Origin of the sequence: Microbacterium sp. EYE_78, assembly GCF_023149035.1 — a bacterium.
Classification (GTDB): domain Bacteria; phylum Actinomycetota; class Actinomycetes; order Actinomycetales; family Microbacteriaceae; genus Microbacterium.
The window spans coordinates 1,247,719-1,268,016 of the sequence record NZ_JAHXMY010000002.1; the positions used below are offsets into that span (position 1 = coordinate 1,247,719).

At 71.0% G+C, this 20,298-nt stretch carries 21 protein-coding genes and 1 tRNA gene; 9 read left to right on the top strand and 13 right to left on the bottom strand.

Annotated features, from left to right (window positions below; genetic code table 11):
• Positions 1–2 precede the first annotated feature (2 nt).
• From KZX17_RS13190 to KZX17_RS13200, 3 genes are all read right to left on the bottom strand, one after another.
• Positions 3–87, bottom strand: a tRNA-Leu gene (locus tag KZX17_RS13190).
• 92 nt (positions 88–179) lie between these two features.
• Positions 180–1,283: a VIT1/CCC1 family protein gene (locus tag KZX17_RS13195; protein WP_248174416.1), complete on the bottom strand. Its 1,104-nt coding sequence runs from the start codon at positions 1,281–1,283 to the stop codon at positions 180–182.
• An 85-nt stretch (positions 1,284–1,368) separates the two neighbouring features.
• A complete protein-coding gene (locus KZX17_RS13200) occupies positions 1,369–3,207 on the bottom strand; it encodes a DEAD/DEAH box helicase (RefSeq protein ID WP_248174856.1) in 1,839 nt (612 codons plus the stop codon).
• A gap of 92 nt (positions 3,208–3,299) precedes the next feature.
• On the opposite strand from KZX17_RS13200, the gene KZX17_RS13205 reads away from it, so the two are divergent.
• Complete coding sequence (locus tag KZX17_RS13205) at positions 3,300–4,139, top strand: SGNH/GDSL hydrolase family protein (RefSeq protein ID WP_248174418.1); 840 nt, start codon at positions 3,300–3,302, stop codon at positions 4,137–4,139.
• A 6-nt stretch (positions 4,140–4,145) separates the two neighbouring features.
• Here the strand turns inward: KZX17_RS13205 and KZX17_RS13210 are convergent, their stop codons facing one another.
• Complete coding sequence (locus tag KZX17_RS13210) at positions 4,146–4,937, bottom strand: RNA methyltransferase (protein ID WP_248174420.1); 792 nt, start codon at positions 4,935–4,937, stop codon at positions 4,146–4,148.
• A 76-nt stretch (positions 4,938–5,013) separates the two neighbouring features.
• On the opposite strand from KZX17_RS13210, the gene KZX17_RS13215 reads away from it, so the two are divergent.
• A complete protein-coding gene (locus KZX17_RS13215; protein WP_248174422.1) occupies positions 5,014–5,856 on the top strand; it encodes a Sir2 family NAD-dependent protein deacetylase in 843 nt (280 codons plus the stop codon).
• 35 nt (positions 5,857–5,891) lie between these two features.
• The gene (locus KZX17_RS13220; protein ID WP_248174424.1) at positions 5,892–6,497 is read left to right on the top strand and encodes a histidine phosphatase family protein; all 606 of its coding nucleotides are present in this window, start codon (positions 5,892–5,894) and stop codon (positions 6,495–6,497) included.
• A gap of 1 nt (position 6,498) precedes the next feature.
• Here the strand turns inward: KZX17_RS13220 and KZX17_RS13225 are convergent, their stop codons facing one another.
• The 4 genes from KZX17_RS13225 to KZX17_RS13240 are packed head-to-tail and all read right to left on the bottom strand — an operon-like array spanning position 6,499 to position 11,112.
• Positions 6,499–7,665, bottom strand: coding sequence for an acyl-CoA dehydrogenase family protein (locus KZX17_RS13225; protein ID WP_248174426.1), 1,167 nt, complete (start codon positions 7,663–7,665; stop codon positions 6,499–6,501).
• The gene (locus KZX17_RS13230) at positions 7,662–8,987 is read right to left on the bottom strand and encodes a dihydrolipoamide acetyltransferase family protein (protein WP_248174429.1); all 1,326 of its coding nucleotides are present in this window, start codon (positions 8,985–8,987) and stop codon (positions 7,662–7,664) included. The genes KZX17_RS13225 and KZX17_RS13230 overlap by 4 nt, the downstream gene beginning before the upstream one ends.
• A complete protein-coding gene (locus tag KZX17_RS13235; RefSeq protein ID WP_248174431.1) occupies positions 8,984–9,994 on the bottom strand; it encodes an alpha-ketoacid dehydrogenase subunit beta in 1,011 nt (336 codons plus the stop codon). The genes KZX17_RS13230 and KZX17_RS13235 overlap by 4 nt, the downstream gene beginning before the upstream one ends.
• Positions 9,991–11,112 carry a thiamine pyrophosphate-dependent dehydrogenase E1 component subunit alpha gene (locus KZX17_RS13240; RefSeq protein WP_248174433.1) on the bottom strand — a complete coding sequence of 374 codons (1,122 nt, stop codon included), beginning with the start codon at positions 11,110–11,112 and terminating at the stop codon, positions 9,991–9,993. Before KZX17_RS13240 ends, KZX17_RS13235 begins: the two co-directional genes overlap by 4 nt.
• Before the next feature lie 177 nt (positions 11,113–11,289).
• Here KZX17_RS13240 and KZX17_RS13245 point away from each other — a divergent pair, with 177 nt between their 5' ends.
• Positions 11,290–11,763, top strand: coding sequence for an Lrp/AsnC family transcriptional regulator (locus tag KZX17_RS13245; RefSeq protein ID WP_248174435.1), 474 nt, complete (start codon positions 11,290–11,292; stop codon positions 11,761–11,763).
• On the opposite strand, the gene KZX17_RS13250 is transcribed toward KZX17_RS13245, so the two are convergent.
• Positions 11,711–12,712: a DMT family transporter gene (locus KZX17_RS13250; RefSeq protein WP_248174437.1), complete on the bottom strand. Its 1,002-nt coding sequence runs from the start codon at positions 12,710–12,712 to the stop codon at positions 11,711–11,713. The genes KZX17_RS13245 and KZX17_RS13250 overlap by 53 nt on opposite strands.
• A 106-nt stretch (positions 12,713–12,818) precedes the next feature.
• Between KZX17_RS13250 and KZX17_RS13255 the strand changes: the two genes are divergently transcribed.
• Positions 12,819–13,376, top strand: coding sequence for a CGNR zinc finger domain-containing protein (locus KZX17_RS13255; protein WP_248174439.1), 558 nt, complete (start codon positions 12,819–12,821; stop codon positions 13,374–13,376).
• Here KZX17_RS13255 and KZX17_RS13260 read toward each other — a convergent pair.
• A complete protein-coding gene (locus KZX17_RS13260) occupies positions 13,336–14,232 on the bottom strand; it encodes an alpha/beta fold hydrolase (protein WP_248174441.1) in 897 nt (298 codons plus the stop codon). The genes KZX17_RS13255 and KZX17_RS13260 overlap by 41 nt on opposite strands.
• Positions 14,233–14,320: 88 nt before the next feature.
• Between KZX17_RS13260 and KZX17_RS13265 the strand changes: the two genes are divergently transcribed.
• Positions 14,321–15,151 (top strand): exonuclease domain-containing protein, encoded by an 831-nt coding sequence (locus KZX17_RS13265; protein ID WP_248174443.1) that lies wholly within the window; start codon positions 14,321–14,323, stop codon positions 15,149–15,151.
• 64 nt (positions 15,152–15,215) lie between these two features.
• Here KZX17_RS13265 and KZX17_RS13270 read toward each other — a convergent pair whose 3' ends face one another.
• From KZX17_RS13270 to glgA, 3 genes are all read right to left on the bottom strand, one after another.
• A complete protein-coding gene (locus KZX17_RS13270; RefSeq protein WP_018186539.1) occupies positions 15,216–15,467 on the bottom strand; it encodes a type B 50S ribosomal protein L31 in 252 nt (83 codons plus the stop codon).
• An 80-nt stretch (positions 15,468–15,547) separates the two neighbouring features.
• Positions 15,548–16,333: an ABC transporter ATP-binding protein gene (locus KZX17_RS13275; RefSeq protein WP_248174445.1), complete on the bottom strand. Its 786-nt coding sequence runs from the start codon at positions 16,331–16,333 to the stop codon at positions 15,548–15,550.
• 28 nt (positions 16,334–16,361) lie between these two features.
• Positions 16,362–17,555 carry a glycogen synthase gene (gene glgA, locus KZX17_RS13280; RefSeq protein ID WP_248174447.1) on the bottom strand — a complete coding sequence of 398 codons (1,194 nt, stop codon included), beginning with the start codon at positions 17,553–17,555 and terminating at the stop codon, positions 16,362–16,364.
• A gap of 76 nt (positions 17,556–17,631) precedes the next feature.
• Here glgA and glgC point away from each other — a divergent pair, with 76 nt between their 5' ends.
• From glgC to KZX17_RS13295, 3 genes are read left to right on the top strand one after another with little or no spacing between them, the layout of a single operon-like run.
• The gene (gene glgC / locus KZX17_RS13285; RefSeq protein WP_248174449.1) at positions 17,632–18,876 is read left to right on the top strand and encodes a glucose-1-phosphate adenylyltransferase; all 1,245 of its coding nucleotides are present in this window, start codon (positions 17,632–17,634) and stop codon (positions 18,874–18,876) included.
• Positions 18,877–18,929: 53 nt separating this feature from the next.
• On the top strand, positions 18,930–19,565 hold the full coding sequence (serB, locus tag KZX17_RS13290) for a phosphoserine phosphatase SerB (protein WP_248174457.1): 636 nt from the start codon (positions 18,930–18,932) through the stop codon (positions 19,563–19,565).
• 41 nt (positions 19,566–19,606) lie between these two features.
• Positions 19,607–20,296 (top strand): alpha/beta fold hydrolase, encoded by a 690-nt coding sequence (locus KZX17_RS13295; protein WP_248174459.1) that lies wholly within the window; start codon positions 19,607–19,609, stop codon positions 20,294–20,296.
• The last annotated feature ends 2 nt before the right edge of the window (positions 20,297–20,298 follow it).

A 20,298-nucleotide genomic window follows, 5' to 3' on the forward strand; every position in this document is an offset into this window, starting at 1 on the left:
TGTGCGCGAGGGGGGACTTGAACCCCCACGCCCTATTCGGGCACTAGCACCTCAAGCTAGCGCGTCTACCTATTCCGCCACCCGCGCAGAGTTTTCCCCGGCTTTCGGCCGGGATTTTCGGTTTCGCAACCGAGGATCGAGACTAGCACGTTCCCGGCGATGTGAAGAATCGGGCCGGCTCACGCGGCGGAGACGCCGAACAGCAGACCGAGCAGATAGGTCACGGCGGCGGCCCCGAACCCGATGAGGAGCTGGCGCAGTCCGCGTCGCAGCGGCGGAGCGCCCGAGAGCAGCCCGACGGTCGCGCCGGTGAGGAGCAGCGCCAGACCGACCAGCGCGAGCGCGAGCGCGACCGCGGCGAGCCCGGACAGGCCGAGGATCCACGGCAGCACCGGGATGACGGCACCCGAGGCGAAGAAGGCGAAGCTCGAGGCGGCCGCGCCGAATGCCGACCCGACCGACTCCAGATCTGCGGGCGGCTCGGCAGCCCGCCGGTACGGCACGGCCCGGTCGCTCGCCTGCGCTGCGCCGATGACGCTCCGGGCGCGCTCGAGTGCGGCCTCCTCGTCCAAACCCCTCGCCCGGTAGACGAGTGCGAGCTCGTTGGCGTCGAGATCGAGGTCGGGCAGCACATGGTCGGTGTCGTTGTTCGGATGCGTCGCCTCGATGAGCTCGCGCTGCGACCGGACCGAGACGAACTCCCCGGCCGCCATCGAGAGCGCACCGGCGAGCAGGCCCGCGATCCCGCTGAAGAGGACGAATTGCGGCGCGACCCCGGTGGCCCCGATCCCCATGACGAGGGCGAGGTTGGAGACGAGTCCGTCGTTCGCGCCGAACACCGCCGCGCGGAACGTCCCCGACAGCCGCATCCGCCCGCGGGCCGCGAGGCCCCGCACGACTTCGCCGTGGATCTTCTCGTCCGCTCGCATCGCGGGCGTCGCGTGCGGGTCGTCGTCGTACGGCGAGCGGTTCTCGGCGTTCTGCGCGAGGGCGAGCACGAAGATCGAACCGAACCGCCGCGCCATCGCCGCCAGCATGCGGGTGCGGATCGAGGCGCGCGGAGGGCGGTGCGGCTCGCCGCCCAGCAGCGCGAGCCAGTGGGCTTCGTGGCGCCCCTCCGCGTCTGCGAGTGCGACGAGGATGTCGCGCTCCTCCCCCGTCTTCCGCGCGGCGAGCTCGCGGTAGACCCGCGCCTCGGCACGCTCGTCGACGAGGTACCCGGCCCACCTCCGCCGGTCTCGAGGGGTCGCGTCGGGGACGGGGGTCGTGTTCACCGTGCTCATGACCTCTTCACGCTAGCCAGCGCGAGCGGGCCGGCATGCCCGAATGCCGGAACTGCCAGCATTTCGGGGATCCGAACACGCCGCCTCAGGAATGCACGCGGCGTCGCAGGACCTCGATCCGCGCCTGCAGCTGGGCGACCGTGGCACGGGCCACCTCAGGACCGCCGCACACGCGCCGGAGCTCCGCGTGCACGGCCCCGTGCGGCTCGCCGCTCTGCCGCGCATACAGTCCGACCAGACTGTTCAACAGCTGACGCTGCTCGCGCAGGGTGCGGTGCAACGCGGGGGGCAGCGTGTGCTCAGGCTCCCCCGTCGCCTCCCGCGTGGTCTTCTCCTGCGCTTCGCGCGCGTGACGGTGCCGCGTCTGCCGCGACTGCCGCTGCATCAGCAATTCGTGCACGTGTTCGGGCTCGAGCAGCCCCGGGATGCCGAGGAACTCCTCCTCCTCGAGCGTGCCGGGGACGGCGAGTTGGCCGAATTCCTTGCCGTCGTAGAGGACGCGATCGAAGTGGGCCGACGAGCCGAGGGCCTGGAAGCTGCCCTCCTCGACGAGTGCGTCCGAGGCCTTGTCCTCGCGCTCTGCCTCCTCGAGGAGAGAGTCATCGAGACCGTCCTCGCCGTCCGACTCCCGGTCGAGTGCGTGGTCGCGCTCGCGCTCCATCTCGTTCGCGAGGGCGAGCAGCGGCGGGACGTTCGGCAGGAAGACGGATGCCGCCTCGCCCCGGCGGCGGGCGCGGACGAAGCGGCCGATCGCCTGCGCGAAGAACAGCGGGGTCGACGCACTGGTCGCGTAGACGCCGACGGCGAGCCGGGGGACGTCGACGCCCTCGGACACCATGCGGACGGCGACCATCCACCGGCTGGTGGACTGGGAGAAGGTCTCGATGCGTCCCGACGCCGCCTTGTCGTCGGACAGGACGACCGTCGTGGGTTCGCCGGTGATGTCGCGGAGGATCGCCGCGTAGGCGCGCGCCGCGGTCTGATCCGTCGCGATGACGAGGCCCCCGGCATCCGGCACGTCCTGACGCACCTCGGTGAGACGGCGGTCGGCGGAGCGGAGGACGGCCGAGATCCACTCGCCCTCGGGATTCAGCGCGGTTCGCCAGGCCTGCGAGTTGATGTCCTTCGTGTTGTCCTGCCCGAGGTGGGCCTCGTATTCGTCACCCGCCTTGGTGCGCCATTTCATCTGGCCCGCGTAGACGTGGAAGAGGACGGGGCGGACGACGCCGTCGGCGAGCGCACGCCCATAGCCGTAGTTGTAGTCGGTGCGGGAGAGGCGGATGCCCTTGTCGTTCGGGTGGTACTCGACGAAGGGGATGGGCGCCGTGTCGCTGCGGAACGGCGTGCCGGACAGGAGCAGCCGGCGCGTCGCCCGCCCGTAGGCCTCGCGGAGCGCGTCGCCCCAGCTGAGGGCGTCGCCGCCGTGGTGCACCTCGTCCAGGATGACGAGGGCCCGCGAGTCCAGCACGAGACGTTCGTGGACGGATGCCTTCACCGCCACCTGCGCATACGTCACCGCGACCCCGTGGTAGTGACGGGCCGGGGAGAAGTGCTTGTTGCTGAACCGCGGGTCGAGACGGAGCGAGACCCTTGCCGCGGCATCCGCCCACTGGGTCTTCAGGTGCTCGGTCGGGGCGACGACGATGATGCGGTCGATGATGCGACGTCGCATCAGCTCGCTGGCGAGGCGGAGGGCGAATGTCGTCTTGCCGGCGCCGGGGGTCGCCGCGGCGAGGAAGTCCCGGGGGCCGCCGCCGACGCCGTCGGGCCCATCGGACTCGAAGTACTGCTCGAGCGCCTCGGCCTGCCAGGCTCGGAGGTTCTGGGCCGTGCCCCAGGGAGCACGCTGCGGGAAGGCGGGCGAGAGGTGCTCGGCGGCGAAGCTTCCGAAGTGGGCTTCCTGGTCGATGATGCCCTCCTCCATCGCCGTCTCGCCTGTCACGTCGATCCACCATAGGCGCTCCCACCGACTGTCGGCTCCGCGGACGGTCCGGGTACCCTCGACGCGGAGGTGCCATGAGCGAGACCGAGCCTGATCCGGCTGACCACCGTTCGCCCTACGTCCCCAACGCGACCGCGCACCCCTGGCGGCGCATGGTGTCGATCGGCGATTCCTTCACCGAGGGCATCGGCGACCCCGAACCGTCCCGTGAGGGCGGGCACCGCGGCTGGGCGGACCGGGTGGCGGAAGTGCTCTCGGCGCAGGTCGAGGACTTCGCGTACGCGAACCTCGCCGTCCGCGGCAAGCTCATCCGGCAGATCGTGCAGACGCAGATCGAGCCCGCCCTCGCGCTGCGACCCGACCTCATCACCTTCTCCGCCGGCGGCAACGACGTGATCCGTCCCGGCGGCGACCCCGACGCCGTCGCCGAACTCTTCGAGGATGCCGTCGCGCGCCTGTCGTCGCAGGGTGCGACGCTCCTCGTCTTCACCGCGATCGACACCGAGTTCACGCCCGTGTTCCGCGGCATCCGCGGACGCGTCGCGATCTACAACGAGAACATCCGTGCAATCGCCGACCGGTACGACTGCATCGTCGCCGACCAGTGGGCGCTCAAGGAGGTGCAGGACATGCGCTTCTTCGACGACGACCGCCTGCACTACAACAGCCTCGGACACCACGAGGTCGCGCGCATGGTGCTCCGCGCGCTGAACGTGCCGAACGAGCTGCACCCCATGCAGCCCGACACCCTCCCGCCCATGACCTGGCGCGCCGCCCGCGCGAACGACCTCGTCTGGGCTCGCGAGTACTTCGTGCCGTGGGTGCTGCGGCGCCTGCGCCACCAGTCCTCCGGTGATCACATCACCGCCAAGCGCCCCGACGCGCTTCCGTTCTCGAACCGCGTGGAGTCGTAGGCCGCCCTACCGGAGCGCCCAGAGCGCGACGGCCGACGCCGAGGCGACGTTCAGCGAGTCCACGCCGCCCGCCATCGGGATGGTGACGATCGTGTCGGCGGCGGCGAGCGCTGCCGCCGACAGCCCGTCGCCCTCCGAACCGAGCATGACCGCCAATCGCTCGGGACGCCTCGCAGCGAACGCGTCCAGGGGCACGGCGTCGGCGGCGAGCGCCATCGCGGCGAGATGGATGCCGGCCCGCGCGAACAGCGGGGCCGCGGCATCCCATTCGGGCAGTCGGGCCCACGGCACCTGGAAGACCGTCCCCATGCTGACGCGGACGCTCCGGCGATAGAGCGGGTCTCCGGACCGCGGCGTCACGAGCACCGCGTCGGCCCCCAGGGCGGCCGCGGCGCGGAAGGCGGCACCGACGTTCGTGTGATCGACGATGTCCTCGAGGACGACCACCGTCCGCGCACCCGCGAGGAGGTCGGATGCCGCCGGCAGCACGGGCCGGTGCATCGCCGCCATCGCACCCCGGTGCACGGCGAAGCCGGTGAGCGCCTCGGCAACCCCGTCGGGGACGACGTACACGGGCGCATCCCCCGCCAGCGGCGCAGCATCCGCGACCCACTTCTCCTGCACGAGGACGGACCGCGGGCGGTGGCCCGCCGCGACCGCCCGCGCGATCACCTTCGCCGACTCGGCGATGTACAGGCCGCCCTCCGGTTCGAGCGCTCGCCGGAGCGCCGTGTCGGTCAGGTCGCGGTAGTCGTGCAGCCGCGGATCGGCGGGGTCGTCGATCCGAACGATGCGCATGCCTTCATGCTGGCACGACCACGCTGTGACGCCCGCGAAACCGGGACGGCGTAGGCTCGAACGTCGAGGAGGAGCCATGACCGTGCTGGACGTCGACGCCGCGGCGGCGGTCGACCGCGCGGTCGATGCCCTCGCCGGTCACCGCGTCGCGGTGCTTACCGGCGCAGGCGTCTCGACGGACTCCGGCATCCCGGACTACCGCGGCAAAGGTGCGCCGGTGCGCACCCCGATGACCGCGCAGCAATTCCTCGCCGACGATGCATCCCGGCGCCGGTACTGGGTCGGCAGCCATCTGGGCTGGCGGACCTTCGCGGCAGCCGCACCCAACGACGGTCACCGGGCGATCGCCGACCTGGAGCGAGCAGGAGTCGCCAGCGGCGTCATCACCCAGAACGTCGACGGCCTGCATCTGCGCGCCGGCAGCCGACGGGTCGTCGAGCTGCACGGCACGATGCGTCGGGTGACGTGTCTGCACTGCGGCCAGGTGTTCGACCGTCGCGACCTCGCGGAGCGCATCGAACGCGACAACCCGTGGATCACCGTGCCGGAGAACGTCGAGCTGGGCCCCGATGGCGACGTCCTCCCCTCTGCCGGCGACGACTTCGTGGTGCCCGCGTGCTCGGTGTGCGGAGGCGTCCTGAAGCCCGAGGTCGTCTTCTTCGGCGAGTTCATCCCCGTCGAGAAGTTCCGTGAGGCGGAGCAGCTCGTCCGCGGGAGCACGGCGCTGCTCATCGCGGGGTCCTCGCTCGTCGTGAACTCCGGCATCCGCCTGCTCGACCGCGCCCGCAGGCGCAAGCTGCCGGTGGTCATCGTCAACCGCGGCGAGACACGGGGCGACGCGCGCGCCACCGTCAAGATCGACGCCGGCACCTCGGAGGTCCTGACGACCCTCGCGGCAGCGCTGGCCGGCCGCAGCTGAACGCCCGGTCGACGCGCCCCACGTAGGCTCGACGGGTGACGATCCTCACCCTCGTGCGCCACGGCGAGACCGACTGGAACCTGCACCGACGCATCCAGGGCTCCAGCGACATCCCCCTGAACGACACCGGACGCGCGCAGGCTCGTGCCGCCGGCCTCGAGCTCGCCGACACCCTCGATCCGCACGCGCCCACCGTGATCGCCTCGAGCGACCTCGCCCGGGCGCACGAGACGGCACGCATCATCGCCGAGGTGTTGGATCTCGCAGAGCCGGTCACCTATCCCGCGCTGCGGGAGCGCGGATACGGGGATGCCGAGGGGCTGACCGACGTCGAGTTCTTCGACCGCTGGGGACCGTGGCACACGGCCGAGGTGCCCGGAGCCGAGCCCTGGCCTGATGTCACCGCGCGGGCGCTCAGCGGCATCCGCGAGGCCGTCGCGGACGCGCGCCGTCTGACCTCGCCCGCGTCTGCGCAGGTGATCGCCGTCGCGCACGGCGCGCTCATCCGGATGGTCATCTCCCACGCGACTGCCGGCGAGTTCCCGGAGCCGGGCCACAAGCTCGCCAACGGCTCGGCGCACACCTTCCGGTTCGAGCGCGACCGGCTGTCGCTGCTGACCTCGTCAGCCCTCCCCGTCTGACTCAGGCGAGCCCGAGCGACCGCGCGATCAGCAGCAGCTGCACCTCGGTCGTCCCCTCACCCACCTCGAGGATCTTCGAGTCGCGGTAGTGCCGCGCCACGGGGTACTCGTTGATGAACCCGTTGCCTCCGAAGATCTGGGTCGCGTCGCGGGCGTTGTCCATCGCGGCATCGCTCGAGGTCATCTTCGCGATCGCCGCCTCGGTCTTGAACGGGCGCCCCGCATCGCGCAGCCGGGCCGCGTGCAGCCACGCGAGCCGCGACACATGCACGCGCTGCTGCATCCGCGCGATCATGAACTGGATGCTCTGGCGGCTGCCGAGCGTCTCGCCGAACACGACCCGGCTGTTCGCGTAGTCGATCGCCGCCTCGAGGCATCCCTCTGCCGCACCGGTGGCGAGCGCCGCGATCGCGATGCGGCCCTCGTCGAGGATGTGCAGGAAGCCCGCGAACCCGCGACCTCGCTCGCCCAGGAGGTTCGCCTCGGGGACGCGGACGCCCTGGAAGGACAGCGGATGCGTGTCGCTGGCGTGCCAGCCCACCTTGTCGTACGCCGGCCCCACCGTGAACCCGGGGGTGCCGTTCGGGACGATGATCGTCGAGACCTCGCGGCGCTCCGCGCCAGGATCGCTCGTGACGGCCGTGACCGTCACGAACCGGGTGATCGCGGTGCCGGAGTTCGTGATGAACTGCTTCGCACCGTCGATCACCCACTCGTCGCCGTCGAGGCGCGCGGTCGTGCGGGTGGCCCCGGCATCCGATCCCGCCTCGGGCTCGGTCAGACCGAAGCCGGCGAGCGCGCGTCCGGCGAGGAGGTCGGGCAGATGCTCCTCGCGCTGCGCGTCGGTGCCGAAGCGGAAGATCGGCATCGCGCCGAGGCTGACACCCGCCTCCAGCGTGATCGCGATGGACTGGTCGACCCGGGCGAGCGCCTCGATGGCGAGGCCCAGGGTGGTGTAGTCGCCGCCCTGACCGCCCACCTCGTCGGGGAACGGGAGTCCGAACAGTCCCATGTCGCCCATCTGCGCGACGATGTCCAACGGCAGCGTCTTGGTGCGGTCCGCCTCGTACGAGACCGGAGCGACGACCTCGTCGGCGAACGAGCGTACCAGCCCGGCGAGCTCGACCTGCTCCTCGCTGAGGTCGTATCCGTGCAGCGACAGAGTCATGCGAGCACCATCGCCCGTCCCGGCTCGCGGAGGACATCGGCGACGTCCGTCACGAAGCGAGCCGCCTCGGCACCGTCCACGAGCCGGTGGTCGAACGACAGGCTGAGGGTCATCACGTCGCGCAGGGCGACCTGCCCCTCGTGCTCCCAGGGCCGACGCTGGACGGCGCCGAGCCCCAGGATGCCGGCCTCGCCGGGAACGAGGATGGGCGTTCCGGCGTCGACGCCGAAGACGCCGTAGTTCGTGATGGAGAACGTGCCGCCCGAGAGGTCAGCGGGCGTGGCCTTGCCGGCGCGCGCCGTCTCGGCGACGCCGCGGATGGCGTCCGACAGCTCGACGAGCGACATACTGCCGGCATCCTTCACCGACGGCACGACCAGTCCGCGGTCGGTGGCCGCCGCGATCCCGAGGTTGACGCGTCCGAACCGGATGATCTCCCCGGCCGCGTCATCCCACCGCGCATTGAGCTCGGGAGAGCGTCGCAGTGCGAGGCAGACCGCCTTGGCCGCGACGGCCATGATCCCGATGCGGTGCTCTGCGAAGCGACGGTCTGCGCGCAGGCCATCGACGAGGGCGACGGATGCCGTCACGTCGACCGTCAGGAACGTCGACGCATGCGGTGCGGTGAACGCCGATCGCACCATGGCCTCGGCCGTGTGCTTGCGGACGCCCCGGATCGGGATGCGTTCGTCCTCCGGGGTGTGGGCCGCGCGCATCGTCGTCACCGGGGCGACGGCGGCGGGCTCGGTCTGCGACGCGTACGCCTCGACGTCCTCGCGGGTGATGATCCCGGTGACGCCGGATGCGGCAACGAGGTCGAGGTCCACGCCGAGGTCCTTCGCGAACTTGCGCACCGGGGGCGTCGACCGCGGGCGGTCGCGGAGCTCTCGCTCGGGTGGGGCATCGACGATCGCGTCGTGCGGGGCCGCCTCGCGCACGGCCGTGTCCACGGTGCCTGCGGACGACGCAGACCGGGCACGGCGCTGCGGGCGGGCCGCGGCGCGGGGAGCCGCACCGTATCCGACGAGGTTCGGCTCGCGCTTCTCCTCGGTCGCCGCAGGGGTCGGCCCGGGGGTCTCGCCGCCGTCGACGTCGAACGAGATCAGCACCTCCCCGACCGGGACGACATCGCCCTCGGCGTGACGCAGCGCCGCGACCGTCCCGGCGAACGGGGACGGGAGTTCGACGACGGCCTTCGCCGTCTCGACCTCGGCGATCGTCTGGTTCAGCGTGACGACATCGCCCTCCGCGACGTGCCACTGCACGATCTCGGCCTCGACGAGCCCCTCGCCCAGGTCCGGGAGCAGGAAGTCCGTGCTCACGCGGTCACCTCCGAGTAGCTCGACGGCCGGCCCATGACCTGGTCGACGGCATCCAGGATGCGGTCGAGATCGGGCAGATGGTGATGCTCCAGCTTGGACGGCGGGTACGGCACGTCGTGCCCCGTGACCCGCAGCGGCGGCGCCTCGAGGTAGTGGAAGCACTTCTCGGTGACGCTCGCGATCACCTCCGCCGCCACGCCGCCTTCGCGCGAGGCCTCATGGGTGACCACGACGCGGCCGGTCCGGCGGACCGACGCCGCGACGGTGGCGTAGTCGACGGGCGAGATCGAGCGGAGATCGATGACCTCGAGCGAGACGCCCTCGTCCTCGGCGGCGATCGCGGCATCCATCGCCGTCGTCACCTGCGCGCCGTAGGTGAGCACCGTGACGTCCGTCCCCTCACGGACGACTCTGGCGAGGCCCAGCGGTGCCGCGTCGGCGACATCGCCGTCGAGGTCGACCTCGCCCTTCGAGTGATAGAGCCGCTTGGGCTCGAAGAACACGACGGGGTCGTCGGACGCGATCGCCTGACGGAGCATCGTGTAGGCGTCCTGCGGATTCGACACCGCGACCACGCGCAGGCCCGCCGTGTGCACGAAGTACGCCTCGGGTGACTCGGAGTGGTGCTCGGCCGCCCCCACGCCCCCGGCCCAGGGGATGCGGATGGTGATCGGCATCTTCACGCGCCCCTGCGTGCGGTAGTGCAGCTTCGCGACCTGGCTGACGATCTGGTCGAAGGCGGGGTACACGAAGCCGTCGAACTGGATCTCGACGACGGGGCGGAAGCCGCGGAAGGCCAGCCCGACGGCGGTCCCGACGATGCCGGACTCGGCCAGCGGCGTGTCGACGACGCGTCGCGGCCCGAACTCCTTCTGCAGGCCGTCGGTGATGCGGAAGACGCCGCCGAGCTTGCCGATGTCCTCGCCCATGATGAGGACGCGGTCGTCGGCGGCGAGGGTGTCGCGGAGGGCGGCGTTCAGCGCCTTGCCCATGGTCATCTCGGTCATCGGGCACCCCCCTCGCCGAAGCCGTCGAGGTAGGCGGCGAAGCGGGTTCGCTGCTCGTCGATGCCGCTGTGCGGCTCGGCGTAGACGTTGTCGAACACACGCATCGGCTCGGGCGGTGCGAGCCCAATGACGGCGCTGCGCATCGCGGTCGTGAAGCGGTCCGCGTCGGCGGTCAGCGAGTCGCGGAAGGCGTCGTCGAACGCGCCCGCCGCGCGGAGGTGCGCCTCGACACGGGCCAGCGGGTCGCGCTCGCGCCAGTGCGCCACCTCGGCCGGGTCGCGGTAGCGGGTCGGGTCGTCCGAGGTGGTGTGCGGGCCGATCCGGTAGGTGACCGCCTCGATGTAGGCCGGTCCCCGGCCGCTGCGCGCGTGATCAGCCGCCCATCGCATCGCGGCGATGCACGCGAGCACGTCGTTGCCGTCGATGCGCAGGCTCGGGATGCCGAAGCCCGGCGCCCGGTCGGCGATGGGGATGCGGGCCTGCAGGCCCACGGGCTCGGAGATCGCCCAGTGGTTGTTGGAGCAGACGAAGACCACCGGAACGCCGAAGGACGCGCCGAAGATCATGGCCTCGTTGACGTCGCCCTGGCTCGTCGCGCCGTCGCCGAAGTAGGCGACGGCGACCTGGTCGCCGCCGTCGCGCTGGATGCCCATCGCGTAGCCGACGGCGTGGAGGGTCTGCGCCCCGATGATGATCTGCGGGTTCGCGACGTGAACGTCGAAGGGGTCCCAGCTCGAGTGCTGCGCGCCGTGCCAGACGATGACGAAGTCGCGCGGCTGCACGCCGCGGACGACCTCGATGCCGATCTCGCGATAGCTCGGGAAGAGGAAGTCGTCGTCGTGGCTCCCCCACGCCGTGCCCACCTGCACCGCCTCCTGCCCCTGCGCCGGCGCCCACAGCGCCACGTGGCCCTGGCGCTGCAGTGCCACGCCCTCGGCGTCGAGCCGGCGGGTGAGGAACATGTCGCGATAGACCTGGCGGAGCATCGCCGCATCGATGTCGGCGGCCCACGGCTCCAGCCGCTCGTCGTGCACGCGACGACCTTCGTGGTCGAGCAGCCGGGCGACGCCCTCCGTGTCGGTGGACACGTCGCGGGCTGGGGTCAGAGTGTCGGTCATCTTCGTCCCTCTCTGATCGCGGCCGGACGTCTCGTGAACGACCGACCTGCGCAGAACACCGGCATCATCGCCGGATGTCGCGAGACTATGCCGACATCGCACCTCGCTCAAGCATCGATCGACATGTTGAGCAGGATGCGTAAGCGAACGCCGATGCTCCTGCTATGGTGTGGCACTATGAGCGCCCTGGACCATGTCGATCTCGAGCTGCTGAACGCCCTCGCCGAGGATCATCGCGCCACCGTCGTCGCTCTGGCCGAGCGCCTCGGCCTCTCGCGGAACACGGTGCAGGCGCGGATGGCCAAGCTCGAGCGGTCCGGGGTCTTCCTGTCCTTCGAGCGGGCGATGTCACCCGCCGCCCTGGGGTACACGATCGACGCGATCCTGCACGTGCAGGTGCGTCAGGCCGACCTGCCGCGCATCACCGTGGAGCTCGAGGAGATCCCGGAGGTGGTGCAGTGCCATGGCCTCAGCGGACCCGTGGATCTGCTCGTCCGGGTGGCCGCGCGCGACACGAAGCACCTGTTCGACGTCGATGCCCGCATCCTCGCGATCGACGGGGTCGAGCGGACCGAGACCTCACTCGCGATGGGCGAGGTCATCGGGTACCGGGTCCGACCTCTCCTGGCAGCGGCTCGACGGGAGAGCTGACATCGGCGGCGGTGCGCTCGTCGGCGCGGACGAGGACGACGCCCGCGAGGATGAGCGCTCCCCCGACGAATTGGATGCCGGCGGGCGCCTCTCCGAGCAGCAGCCACGCGAACATCAGCGCGAACAGGACCTCGGCGAGCCCGACGAACGATGCCAGCCGCGAGCCGATGCGCGGCACCGCCATCACCCCGAACGCGTAGCCGAGGGCCGTGCAGCATCCGATGAGCAGCAGCGGCGCGATCGGCGTCAGCACCATGTCGCCCACGAGGATCTCCAGCGGCGGGGCCGCGAGCGGGAGGATGCCGACGAGCGCCAGCCCGAGCACGGTCGCCGTGCCGATGAGCAGGCCCCCGGACGCGAGCGCGAGCGGCGGCAGATCCGCGCCGGTGCGCTCGCTCATGACGAAGTAGAAGCACGCGCACACGGCGGCGAGCAGGGCGAAGGCGATGCCCAGCGGGTCGACGCGAGCGCCCGCGATGTCGACGACGAGGACGAGCCCGACCATCGCGACGACCGAACCCGCCAGGACCACGCGGGACGGCGCGCGACGCGTGCGCGCCCAGACGAACAGGACCAGCATGACGGGCGCGAGGTACTGGATCAGCAGGGCGATGCCCACCGGCATCCGCTGCAGCGCCGAGAAGTAGAACAGCTGGCATCCGGCCACCGGGATCAGCCCGAATGCCACGAGGGAGAGCCAATGAGTGCGCAGGAACCCGCGGTGCTGCACCAGCGTGCGGACGAGCGCCGGCGACAGGACGAGACCGGCCACGCCCATGCGCACCGCGAGGACCGCGGCGAGCGACCATCCGCCCTCGAGGAGCGGCTTCGCGATCGGGCCGCTGATCGAGAACGCGAGCGCGCTCGTCACGGCGAGGACCAGTCCGCGCGACCGGATGGACGGCAGACGGACGGAGCCCGTCGCGGGGGCGGATGCCGTCGTGACCATCGGTCCTCCTCGAGGCGCGTGGGATCCTGCGCGGATCCGAGATGTCATGACCGAAAGGTCTTTACACTGGTGACCGTAACGCTCGACAGCGTCAGGAGTCAATGACATGTTCATTCGTGACACGGAGACATCGCTGCGCGCGGCGACCGCACTGGTCAACTCGCTGCCGGCGATCGACGACGACGGCATCGACCGCCTCGCGACGCTCGAGGACCTGGCGGCGTTCTTGCGGGAATTCCCCTACAGCGGGGTGATCCGCCGCGACGACGTCGAGCTGTCCGAACTCCGCGCCGCGCGCGCACGCCTCCGGACCCTCTGGACCGGCGATCGGGAGGCGGCCGTCCCCATCGTGAACGCGATGCTCCGGGAGGGGAAGGCACTCCCCCAGCTCGTCATCCACGACGCGTATGACTGGCACATCCACGCAACGGACGACGCGGCGCCGCTCGCGACGCGCATCACGGTCGAGGTCGCGATGGCCTTCGTCGACGTCATCCGGTCGGATCACTTCGACCGCGTGCGCGTCTGCTCCGCGGACGACTGCGACGCGGTCTACATCGACTACTCGAAGAACGGCTCGAAGCGCTACTGCGACACCGGCAACTGCGGCAACCGCATGAACGTCAACGCGTATCGCCGGCGGAAGGCCGAAGAAAGCGCGTGATCGCGGATGCCGCTGCCCGCGGCGTCTCGTAATGGATGAGGTGCCCGACCTCGGGGATCACCTCGAGCTCGGCGTCGGGGAACAGTCGCTGCAGCTCGTGCTGCGCCGAAACCGGGGTGATGTCGTCCTTCTCCGCCGCAATGAGCAGCGTCGGGACGTGGATGCGCCCGGCAGCCTCGCGGACGTCGTGCGAGACGGAGGTGACGAACGCCTCGTGCAGGGTGTCGCGGTCGGCGAACCGCGAGAAGTAGGTGTCGTGCTGGTCGTGGATGAAGGCGCGGAGGCCACGGTCCGTGGTCTTGGCCATCGCGACGCTCGTCACCCGGACGATGAGACGGTTGCGCAGGAGCGCGTCACCGAGCGGCCGGGGCAGCCGGGCACCGGCCCAGTAGTAGAAGATCGCGAGGCGGGTGAGGATGCCGCGGGGTCCCTCGAGCGCCGGCGCGCCGATCGGGTTCACGAGGATCAGTCGCGGCGCGGACAGGCCGCGGGCGACCGCGGCGGAGGCGACGATCGACCCGAAGGAGTGACCGAGGACGACGGCGTCCGGCGCGACGGCCGCGGCGAACGCCGTGAGCCACGAGGCGTAGCCGTCGAGGTCGTGACGGCCCGGGAGGCGCGGGGTCTCGCCGAAGCCGGGGAGGTCGGGCGAGACGACGCGGACGGCGCCCAGGAACGCGACGATCGGTTCGAGCCCGTGATGCTCGCCGCGGAATCCGTGGACGGCCAGGATCGTCGTCTCGGCGTCCTCCGGACCGTACACCCAGTACGCGGTCCGCGTTCCCGCGACGGTCACCTCGCGCCGATCGACGGGGATGCTCGCGAGACGCTCGGCGTACGGATGGGCGACGGTCACCCTGTCGAGTCTACGAGCGCGGCGTCCACCTCCCCACCGGCGGCGCGTCGTCCGCCTCGATGTCGGCCGTCGACCGTAGCGTCGACGCATGGGCGCGTGGCAGGAAGTTCCGCTGTGGGATGACGACACGTGGAACGACCTCGGCGCGCAGGGCAGCACGCCTGCCGTCGTTCCGCCGGAGCCGATAGTGCTCGTCGTCGCCGAACCGGCGCCCGCCGTCATCCCCGCCGTCGTCTCCGCCGGACCCTGTACCGGTCCCCTCGGGGTGTTCGACCTCGAGACCACGGGCGTCGACGTCCGCTCCGATCGGATCGTGACCGCGCACGTCGGCGTGCTCGACGCCTCCGGCGCCGTGATCGACGCGCGCACGTGGCTCGCGGATCCGGGCGTCGAGATCCCCGACGGTGCGACGGCCGTCCACGGCATCACGACGGAACGAGCCCGCGCGGAGGGCCGACCCGCGGCCGAGGTCGTCGCAGAGGTCACCGCGACGCTCCGCGACCTCTTCGCCGCCGGCATCCCGGTGGTCGCCTACAACGCCCCGTTCGACTTCTCCCTGCTGAAGTACGAGGGCATCCGTCACGGTGTCGAGCCGATCGCGGCCCCGTCGCCGGTCATCGACCCACTCGTCGTGGACAAGACGTACGACCGGTACCGACGCGGCAAGCGCACCCTGGAGGTCGTCGCCGCGCACTACGCCGTCCCGCTGGAGGGCGCGCACGACGCCGCAGCGGACGCCATCGCAGCGGGTCGCGTCGCACAGGCCATCGCCGCCCGATTCACCCTCGAGCTCTCAGCGGACGAACTGCATGCGCAGCAGATCGGGTGGGCGCGCGCGCAGGCCGAGAGCCTCGGCGCGTACTTCGTACGCATCGGGCGGCTCGATGCCGAGGTCGACGGCAGCTGGCCCATCCGCTGAGCGCCCGGGCGTCGCCCGACAACGACGAAGGCCCCGCCGGAGCGGGGCCTTCGATGCGGGCTGCTTACTTGCTGCCGAAGTTCTTGAAGCGCTGGTTGAACTTCTCGACGCGACCAGCCGAGTCCATGATGCGCTGCTTGCCCGTGTAGAACGGGTGCGAGGCGGACGAGATCTCGACGTCGATGACCGGGTAGGTCTCGCCGTCCAGCTCGATCGTCTTGTCACTGGAGACCGTCGAACGGGTCAGGAAGGTCTCGCCGGAGCCGAGGTCGCGGAACACGACGGCGCGGTACTCGGGGTGGATGTCAGTCTTCATTGGGTTCCTCACGAAGTGCCCTGGATTTTGCCAGATGCGGGTGGAAGTCTGCGGCGCGACCGCGCCAAAGGAAGATCTTATCAGGATGCGGCGCGCGCGGCGAACCGTCCGCCCTCGGCCGTCAGCGTGATCGGCAGACCGAACGCCTCCGTGAGCGCGTCCGCGGTGAGCGTCTCGGCGATCGGACCCTGCGCGACGATCTTGCCGTCGCGCAGCAGCAGGACGTGCGTGAACCCGACCGGGATCTCCTCGACGTGGTGCGTGACAATGATCATCGCGGGCGTCGACTCCTCCTGCGCGTACCCGCCGAGCAGGCTCAGGAGCTCCTCCCGCGCGCCGAGGTCGAGGCTCGCGGTGGGCTCGTCGAGGAGCAGCACCTCGGGGTCGGTCATGACGGCGCGGGCGATCTGGACGCGCTTCTGCTCGCCGTCCGACAGCGTCCCGAAGGTGCGGTCCGCGAGGTGCGCCAGGCTCCACTCCCCCAGCACACGCCTCGCTCGACGCTCGTCGATCGCCTCGTAGTCCTCGCGCCAGCGGCCGAGCACCGAGTAGGCGGCCGTGAGGACGACGTCGAGGACCGTCTCGTCCTGGGGCACGCGCTTGGCCATCGCCGACGACGCGAAGCCGATGCGGGGACGCAGGTCGAACACGTCGGTGCGCCCGAGCGTCTCGTCGAGGACGGTCACCTCGCCCGAGGTCGGGTGGATGAGGGTCGCCGCGAGCTGCAGCACCGTCGTCTTGCCGGCGCCGTTGGGCCCGAGCACGACCCACCGCTGGTCGGACTCCACGGTCCAGTCGATCCCGTCGACGATGTTGCGGGCGTTGCGGCGGACGACGACGTCGGCGAGCTCGAGGACCTGAGGCATGCCCCCAGCCTATCGAGCGGCGGGTCGCCTACCGCGCGGACGCGGCGACCTCGCGGTAGAGCGCAGCGGTCGCGTCCGCGATGGCCTCCCAGCTGAAGGCGGACGCCGCACGCTCGCGCCCCGCACGCCCGTACTCGCGTGCGCGCTCGGGATCGGCGACCACCTCGGTCAGGGTCGCCGCGAGGTCCGCGACGAAGCGATCGGGGTCGACGGGCGTGCCCGTGCCGTCCTCGACCTGCTCGATCTCGACGAGACGCCCCGTCACACCGTCGATGACGACCTCGGGGATGCCGCCCGTCGCCGTCCCCACGACCGCGGCCCCGCAGGCCATCGCCTCGAGGTTCACGATGCCGAGCGGCTCGTAGATCGACGGGCAGACGAACGTGGTCGCGGAGGTGAGGATCGCGCAGAGGTCGGGGCGCGGCAGGAACTCCTCGATCCAGACGACACCGTCTCGGGTGCGCTGCAGATCACGCACGAGCCCCTGGACCTCCGCCATGATCTCCGGGGTGTCCGGAGCCCCGGCGCACAGCACCAGTTGCACCTCGGGCGGCAGCTGCTCGGCGGCGCGCAGGAAGTACGGCAGGCCCTTCTGCCGGGTGATGCGACCCACGAAGACGACCGAGGGTCGGGCCGGATCGATGCCCCACCGCTCGAGCAGGGCAGGGTCCTCGCGCGGCTGCCACGCGTCGACGTCGATGCCGTTGTAGATGACGCGCACCTTGGCGGGGTCGAGCGCGGGATAGCTGCGGAGGATGTCCCGCCGCATCCCGTCGCTGACCGCGACGACGGCCGCCGCATGCTCGTAGGCCGTCTTCTCGACATAGCTCGAGACGGCGTAGCCGCCGCCGAGCTGCTCGGCCTTCCACGGACGCAGCGGCTCGAGCGAGTGGGCGGTCACGACGTGCGGGATGCCGTGCAGCATCGAGGCGAGGAAGCCGGCGTAGTTCGCGTACCAGGTGTGGCTGTGGACGACGTCGGCGCCGGCGACGTCGCCGACGATCTCGAGGTCGGTCCCGAGGGTCTGCACGGCGGCGTTGGCGGTCGACAGTCCGTCCGGCACCGCGTAGGAGGTCGTGTCCGCCTCGTCGCGTTCGCCGCCGAACGCCCGCACCTGGACCTCGATCCGCGAACGCAGCGACTTCACGAGTTCCGTGACGTGGACACCGGCTCCGCCGTAGATCTCCGGCGGATATTCCTTCGTGACGATGTCGACGCGCATGGACCGAACTCTAGGGCACCGTGACACGTCGACACAGTCCTGGTCGCGCGGTCTCGATCCCCCATAGTGTGGGCACATGCCAGCATCACCCAAGGTCCTCGGGATCGTCCTCGCCGGCGGCGAGGGGAAGCGGCTGATGCCGCTGACCCAGGACCGCGCCAAGCCGGCCGTCCCCTTCGGCGGTCAATATCGGCTGATCGACTTCGCCATCTCGAATCTGATCAACTCGGAGCTGCGGCAGATCGTCGTCCTGACGCAGTACAAGTCGCACAGCCTCGACCGGCACGTCTCGCAGACCTGGCGCATGTCGGCGCTCCTCGGTGCCTACGTGACGTCGGTGCCGGCGCAGCAGCGACTCGGCAAGCGGTGGTTCTCGGGGTCGGCGGACGCGATCCTCCAGTCGCTGAACCTCATCCACGACGAGAAGCCCGACATCGTCGCGGTCATCGGCGCCGATCACGTCTACCGCATGGACTTCCAGCAGATGATCGACGCGCACATCGCCTCGGGCGCACGCGCCTCGGTCGCCGGCATCCGTCAGCCCATCGGTCTCGCGAACCAGTTCGGCGTCATCGACGTCGACCCGGCCGACGGCGTCACCATCCGCGACTTCCTCGAGAAGCCGCAGAACCCGACCGGCCTCACCGACAGCCCCGGCGAGGTGCTGGCGTCGATGGGCAACTACGTCTTCGACACCGACGCCCTCATCGAGGCGGTCGAGGCGGACGGCGAGCTGCCGACGTCCAACCACGACATGGGCGGCGACATCATCCCCTACTTCGTCTCGCGCGGCGAGGCGGCGGTGTACGACTTCAAGCGCAACGACGTCCCGGGCTCGACGGATCGCGACCGCGACTACTGGCGGGACGTGGGGACGATCGACTCGTTCTTCGACGCGCACATGGATCTCATCTCCGCCCTGCCGGTCTTCAACCTGTACAACATGGACTGGCCGATCCGTTCGCAGTCGGTGAACTCGCCGCCGGCGAAGTTCGTGCGCGACGGGGTCGGGCGCATCGGCAACGCGATCGACTCGATCGTCTCCCTCGGCTGCGTGCTCTCGGGCACGCACCTCGAACGGAGCGTGCTGGGACCCTGGACGCTGTCGGGCGGCGGCTCGACCATCACCGACTCGGTCCTCTTCGATCACGTCAGCGTCGGCGCGGGAGCCCGGGTGCATCGGGCGATCCTCGACAAGAACGTCGTCCTCGAGCCGGGGGCCACGGTCGGCGTCGACCGCGAACTCGACCTGTCGCGGGGCTTCACGGTCACCGACAGCGGGCTGACCGTCGTCGGGAAGAACGTCCGCATCACCCCGTGACGCCCGCCGACCGTCCGTCGGTCGGCCGCCTTCGCCTCCGATAACGTGGACGGGTGCCCGACGCCCGGTTCCTCGTCGTCTTCGACGCCGACTCCACGCTCATCCGCAATGAGGTCATCGAGCTGATCGCCGACGAGGCGGGCCGCGGGCCCGAGGTCGCCGCGGCGACCGAGGCGGCGATGCGCGGTGAGGTCGACTTCGCCACGAGTCTCCGCTCGCGGGTCACCGCACTGTCGGGCGTTCCGATCACCGCGTTCGCCAGTGTGCTGTCGCGCATCGAGCCCACGCCCGGCGTCCGCGAGCTCATCGCGTCGATCCACGCACGCGGCGGCGTCGCGGCGGTCGTCTCCGGAGGCTTCCACGAGATCCTCGACACCGTCGCCCCCGGTCTCGGGATCGACGTGTGGCGCGCCAACCGGCTCGCCTCCGCGGCCGGGACGCTCACCGGCGTCGTCGACGGCCCCATCGTCGACGCGGCGGGCAAGGCCGCGGCGCTGCGCGAGTGGGCGGCGGCGCGCGGCATCCCGCTGCACCGCACCATCGCCATCGGCGACGGCGCGAACGACCTCCTGATGATGGATGCCGCGGGCCTCGGCATCGCGTTCAACGCCAAGCCCGCGGTGCGGCGCCGGGCGGACCTCGTCGTCGAAGCCGTCGACCTCGCACAGGTCGTGCCCCTACTCCCCTGACCGCACCCGGGGATGTCGGGGGTCGCGCGTACCCTCGCGGCATGGACATCATCCTGATCCCCGGCCTCTGGCTCGACGCACCCTCGTGGGACGACGTGGTCCCTGCCCTGACCGACGCGGGGCACACCCCGCATCCCCTCACCCTCCCCGGCGTCGGGTCCGCGGCATCCGTCCCGCCGGTCCGTCTGGCGGACTGGGTCGCATCCGTCGTCGCCGAGATCGATCGGATCGACGGGCCCGTCGTGCTCGTGGGGCACAGCGGAGGCGGCAACGTCGCCTGGGCGGCGGCGGAGGAGCGCGCCGACCGCGTCGCGCGCGTCGTCTTCGTGGACACGACGCCGCCGCCTCCTGGCGCCTCGATCTCAGAGTTCCCGGTGACGGACGGGGTCATCCCCTTCCCCGGATGGGACTTCTTCGACGAGGATGACACACGCGACCTCGACGCGGCGACGCGCGAGCGGACGGCGCCGATGACCCGCGCCGTCCCCGAGCATGTGCCTGCCGATGGCGTCGAGCTGACCGGGGTGCGGCGCCACGGTGTGCCCGTCACGCTGCTCATGGGCGGCATGGACGAGGCCGCGTTCCGCTCCGAGGTGCAGAACTGGGGAGCGTTCGCGCGAGAGTTCGAGGCGATCCGCGACGCGCGGGTGGTGCGCCTCGGCACCGGCCACTGGCCGCAGTTCTCGGACCCGGCGCTGCTGTCGCGCGAGATCCTCAGCGCCGTGGGCTGACG

Coding starts and splice junctions, on each gene's coding strand:
- KZX17_RS13195 (WP_248174416.1), bottom strand. CDS start 1,283: ATGAGCACGGTGAACACGACCCCCGTCCCCGACGCGACCCCTCGAGAC.
- KZX17_RS13200 (WP_248174856.1), bottom strand. CDS start 3,207: ATGGAGGAGGGCATCATCGACCAGGAAGCCCACTTCGGAAGCTTCGCC.
- KZX17_RS13205 (WP_248174418.1), top strand. CDS start 3,300: ATGAGCGAGACCGAGCCTGATCCGGCTGACCACCGTTCGCCCTACGTC.
- KZX17_RS13210 (WP_248174420.1), bottom strand. CDS start 4,937: ATGCGCATCGTTCGGATCGACGACCCCGCCGATCCGCGGCTGCACGAC.
- KZX17_RS13215 (WP_248174422.1), top strand. CDS start 5,014: ATGACCGTGCTGGACGTCGACGCCGCGGCGGCGGTCGACCGCGCGGTC.
- KZX17_RS13225 (WP_248174426.1), bottom strand. CDS start 7,665: ATGACTCTGTCGCTGCACGGATACGACCTCAGCGAGGAGCAGGTCGAG.
- KZX17_RS13235 (WP_248174431.1), bottom strand. CDS start 9,994: ATGACCGAGATGACCATGGGCAAGGCGCTGAACGCCGCCCTCCGCGAC.
- KZX17_RS13240 (WP_248174433.1), bottom strand. CDS start 11,112: ATGACCGACACTCTGACCCCAGCCCGCGACGTGTCCACCGACACGGAG.
- KZX17_RS13245 (WP_248174435.1), top strand. CDS start 11,290: ATGAGCGCCCTGGACCATGTCGATCTCGAGCTGCTGAACGCCCTCGCC.
- KZX17_RS13250 (WP_248174437.1), bottom strand. CDS start 12,712: ATGGTCACGACGGCATCCGCCCCCGCGACGGGCTCCGTCCGTCTGCCG.
- KZX17_RS13255 (WP_248174439.1), top strand. CDS start 12,819: ATGTTCATTCGTGACACGGAGACATCGCTGCGCGCGGCGACCGCACTG.
- KZX17_RS13265 (WP_248174443.1), top strand. CDS start 14,321: ATGGGCGCGTGGCAGGAAGTTCCGCTGTGGGATGACGACACGTGGAAC.
- KZX17_RS13270 (WP_018186539.1), bottom strand. CDS start 15,467: ATGAAGACTGACATCCACCCCGAGTACCGCGCCGTCGTGTTCCGCGAC.
- KZX17_RS13275 (WP_248174445.1), bottom strand. CDS start 16,333: ATGCCTCAGGTCCTCGAGCTCGCCGACGTCGTCGTCCGCCGCAACGCC.
- glgA (WP_248174447.1), bottom strand. CDS start 17,555: ATGCGCGTCGACATCGTCACGAAGGAATATCCGCCGGAGATCTACGGC.
- glgC (WP_248174449.1), top strand. CDS start 17,632: ATGCCAGCATCACCCAAGGTCCTCGGGATCGTCCTCGCCGGCGGCGAG.
- KZX17_RS13295 (WP_248174459.1), top strand. CDS start 19,607: ATGGACATCATCCTGATCCCCGGCCTCTGGCTCGACGCACCCTCGTGG.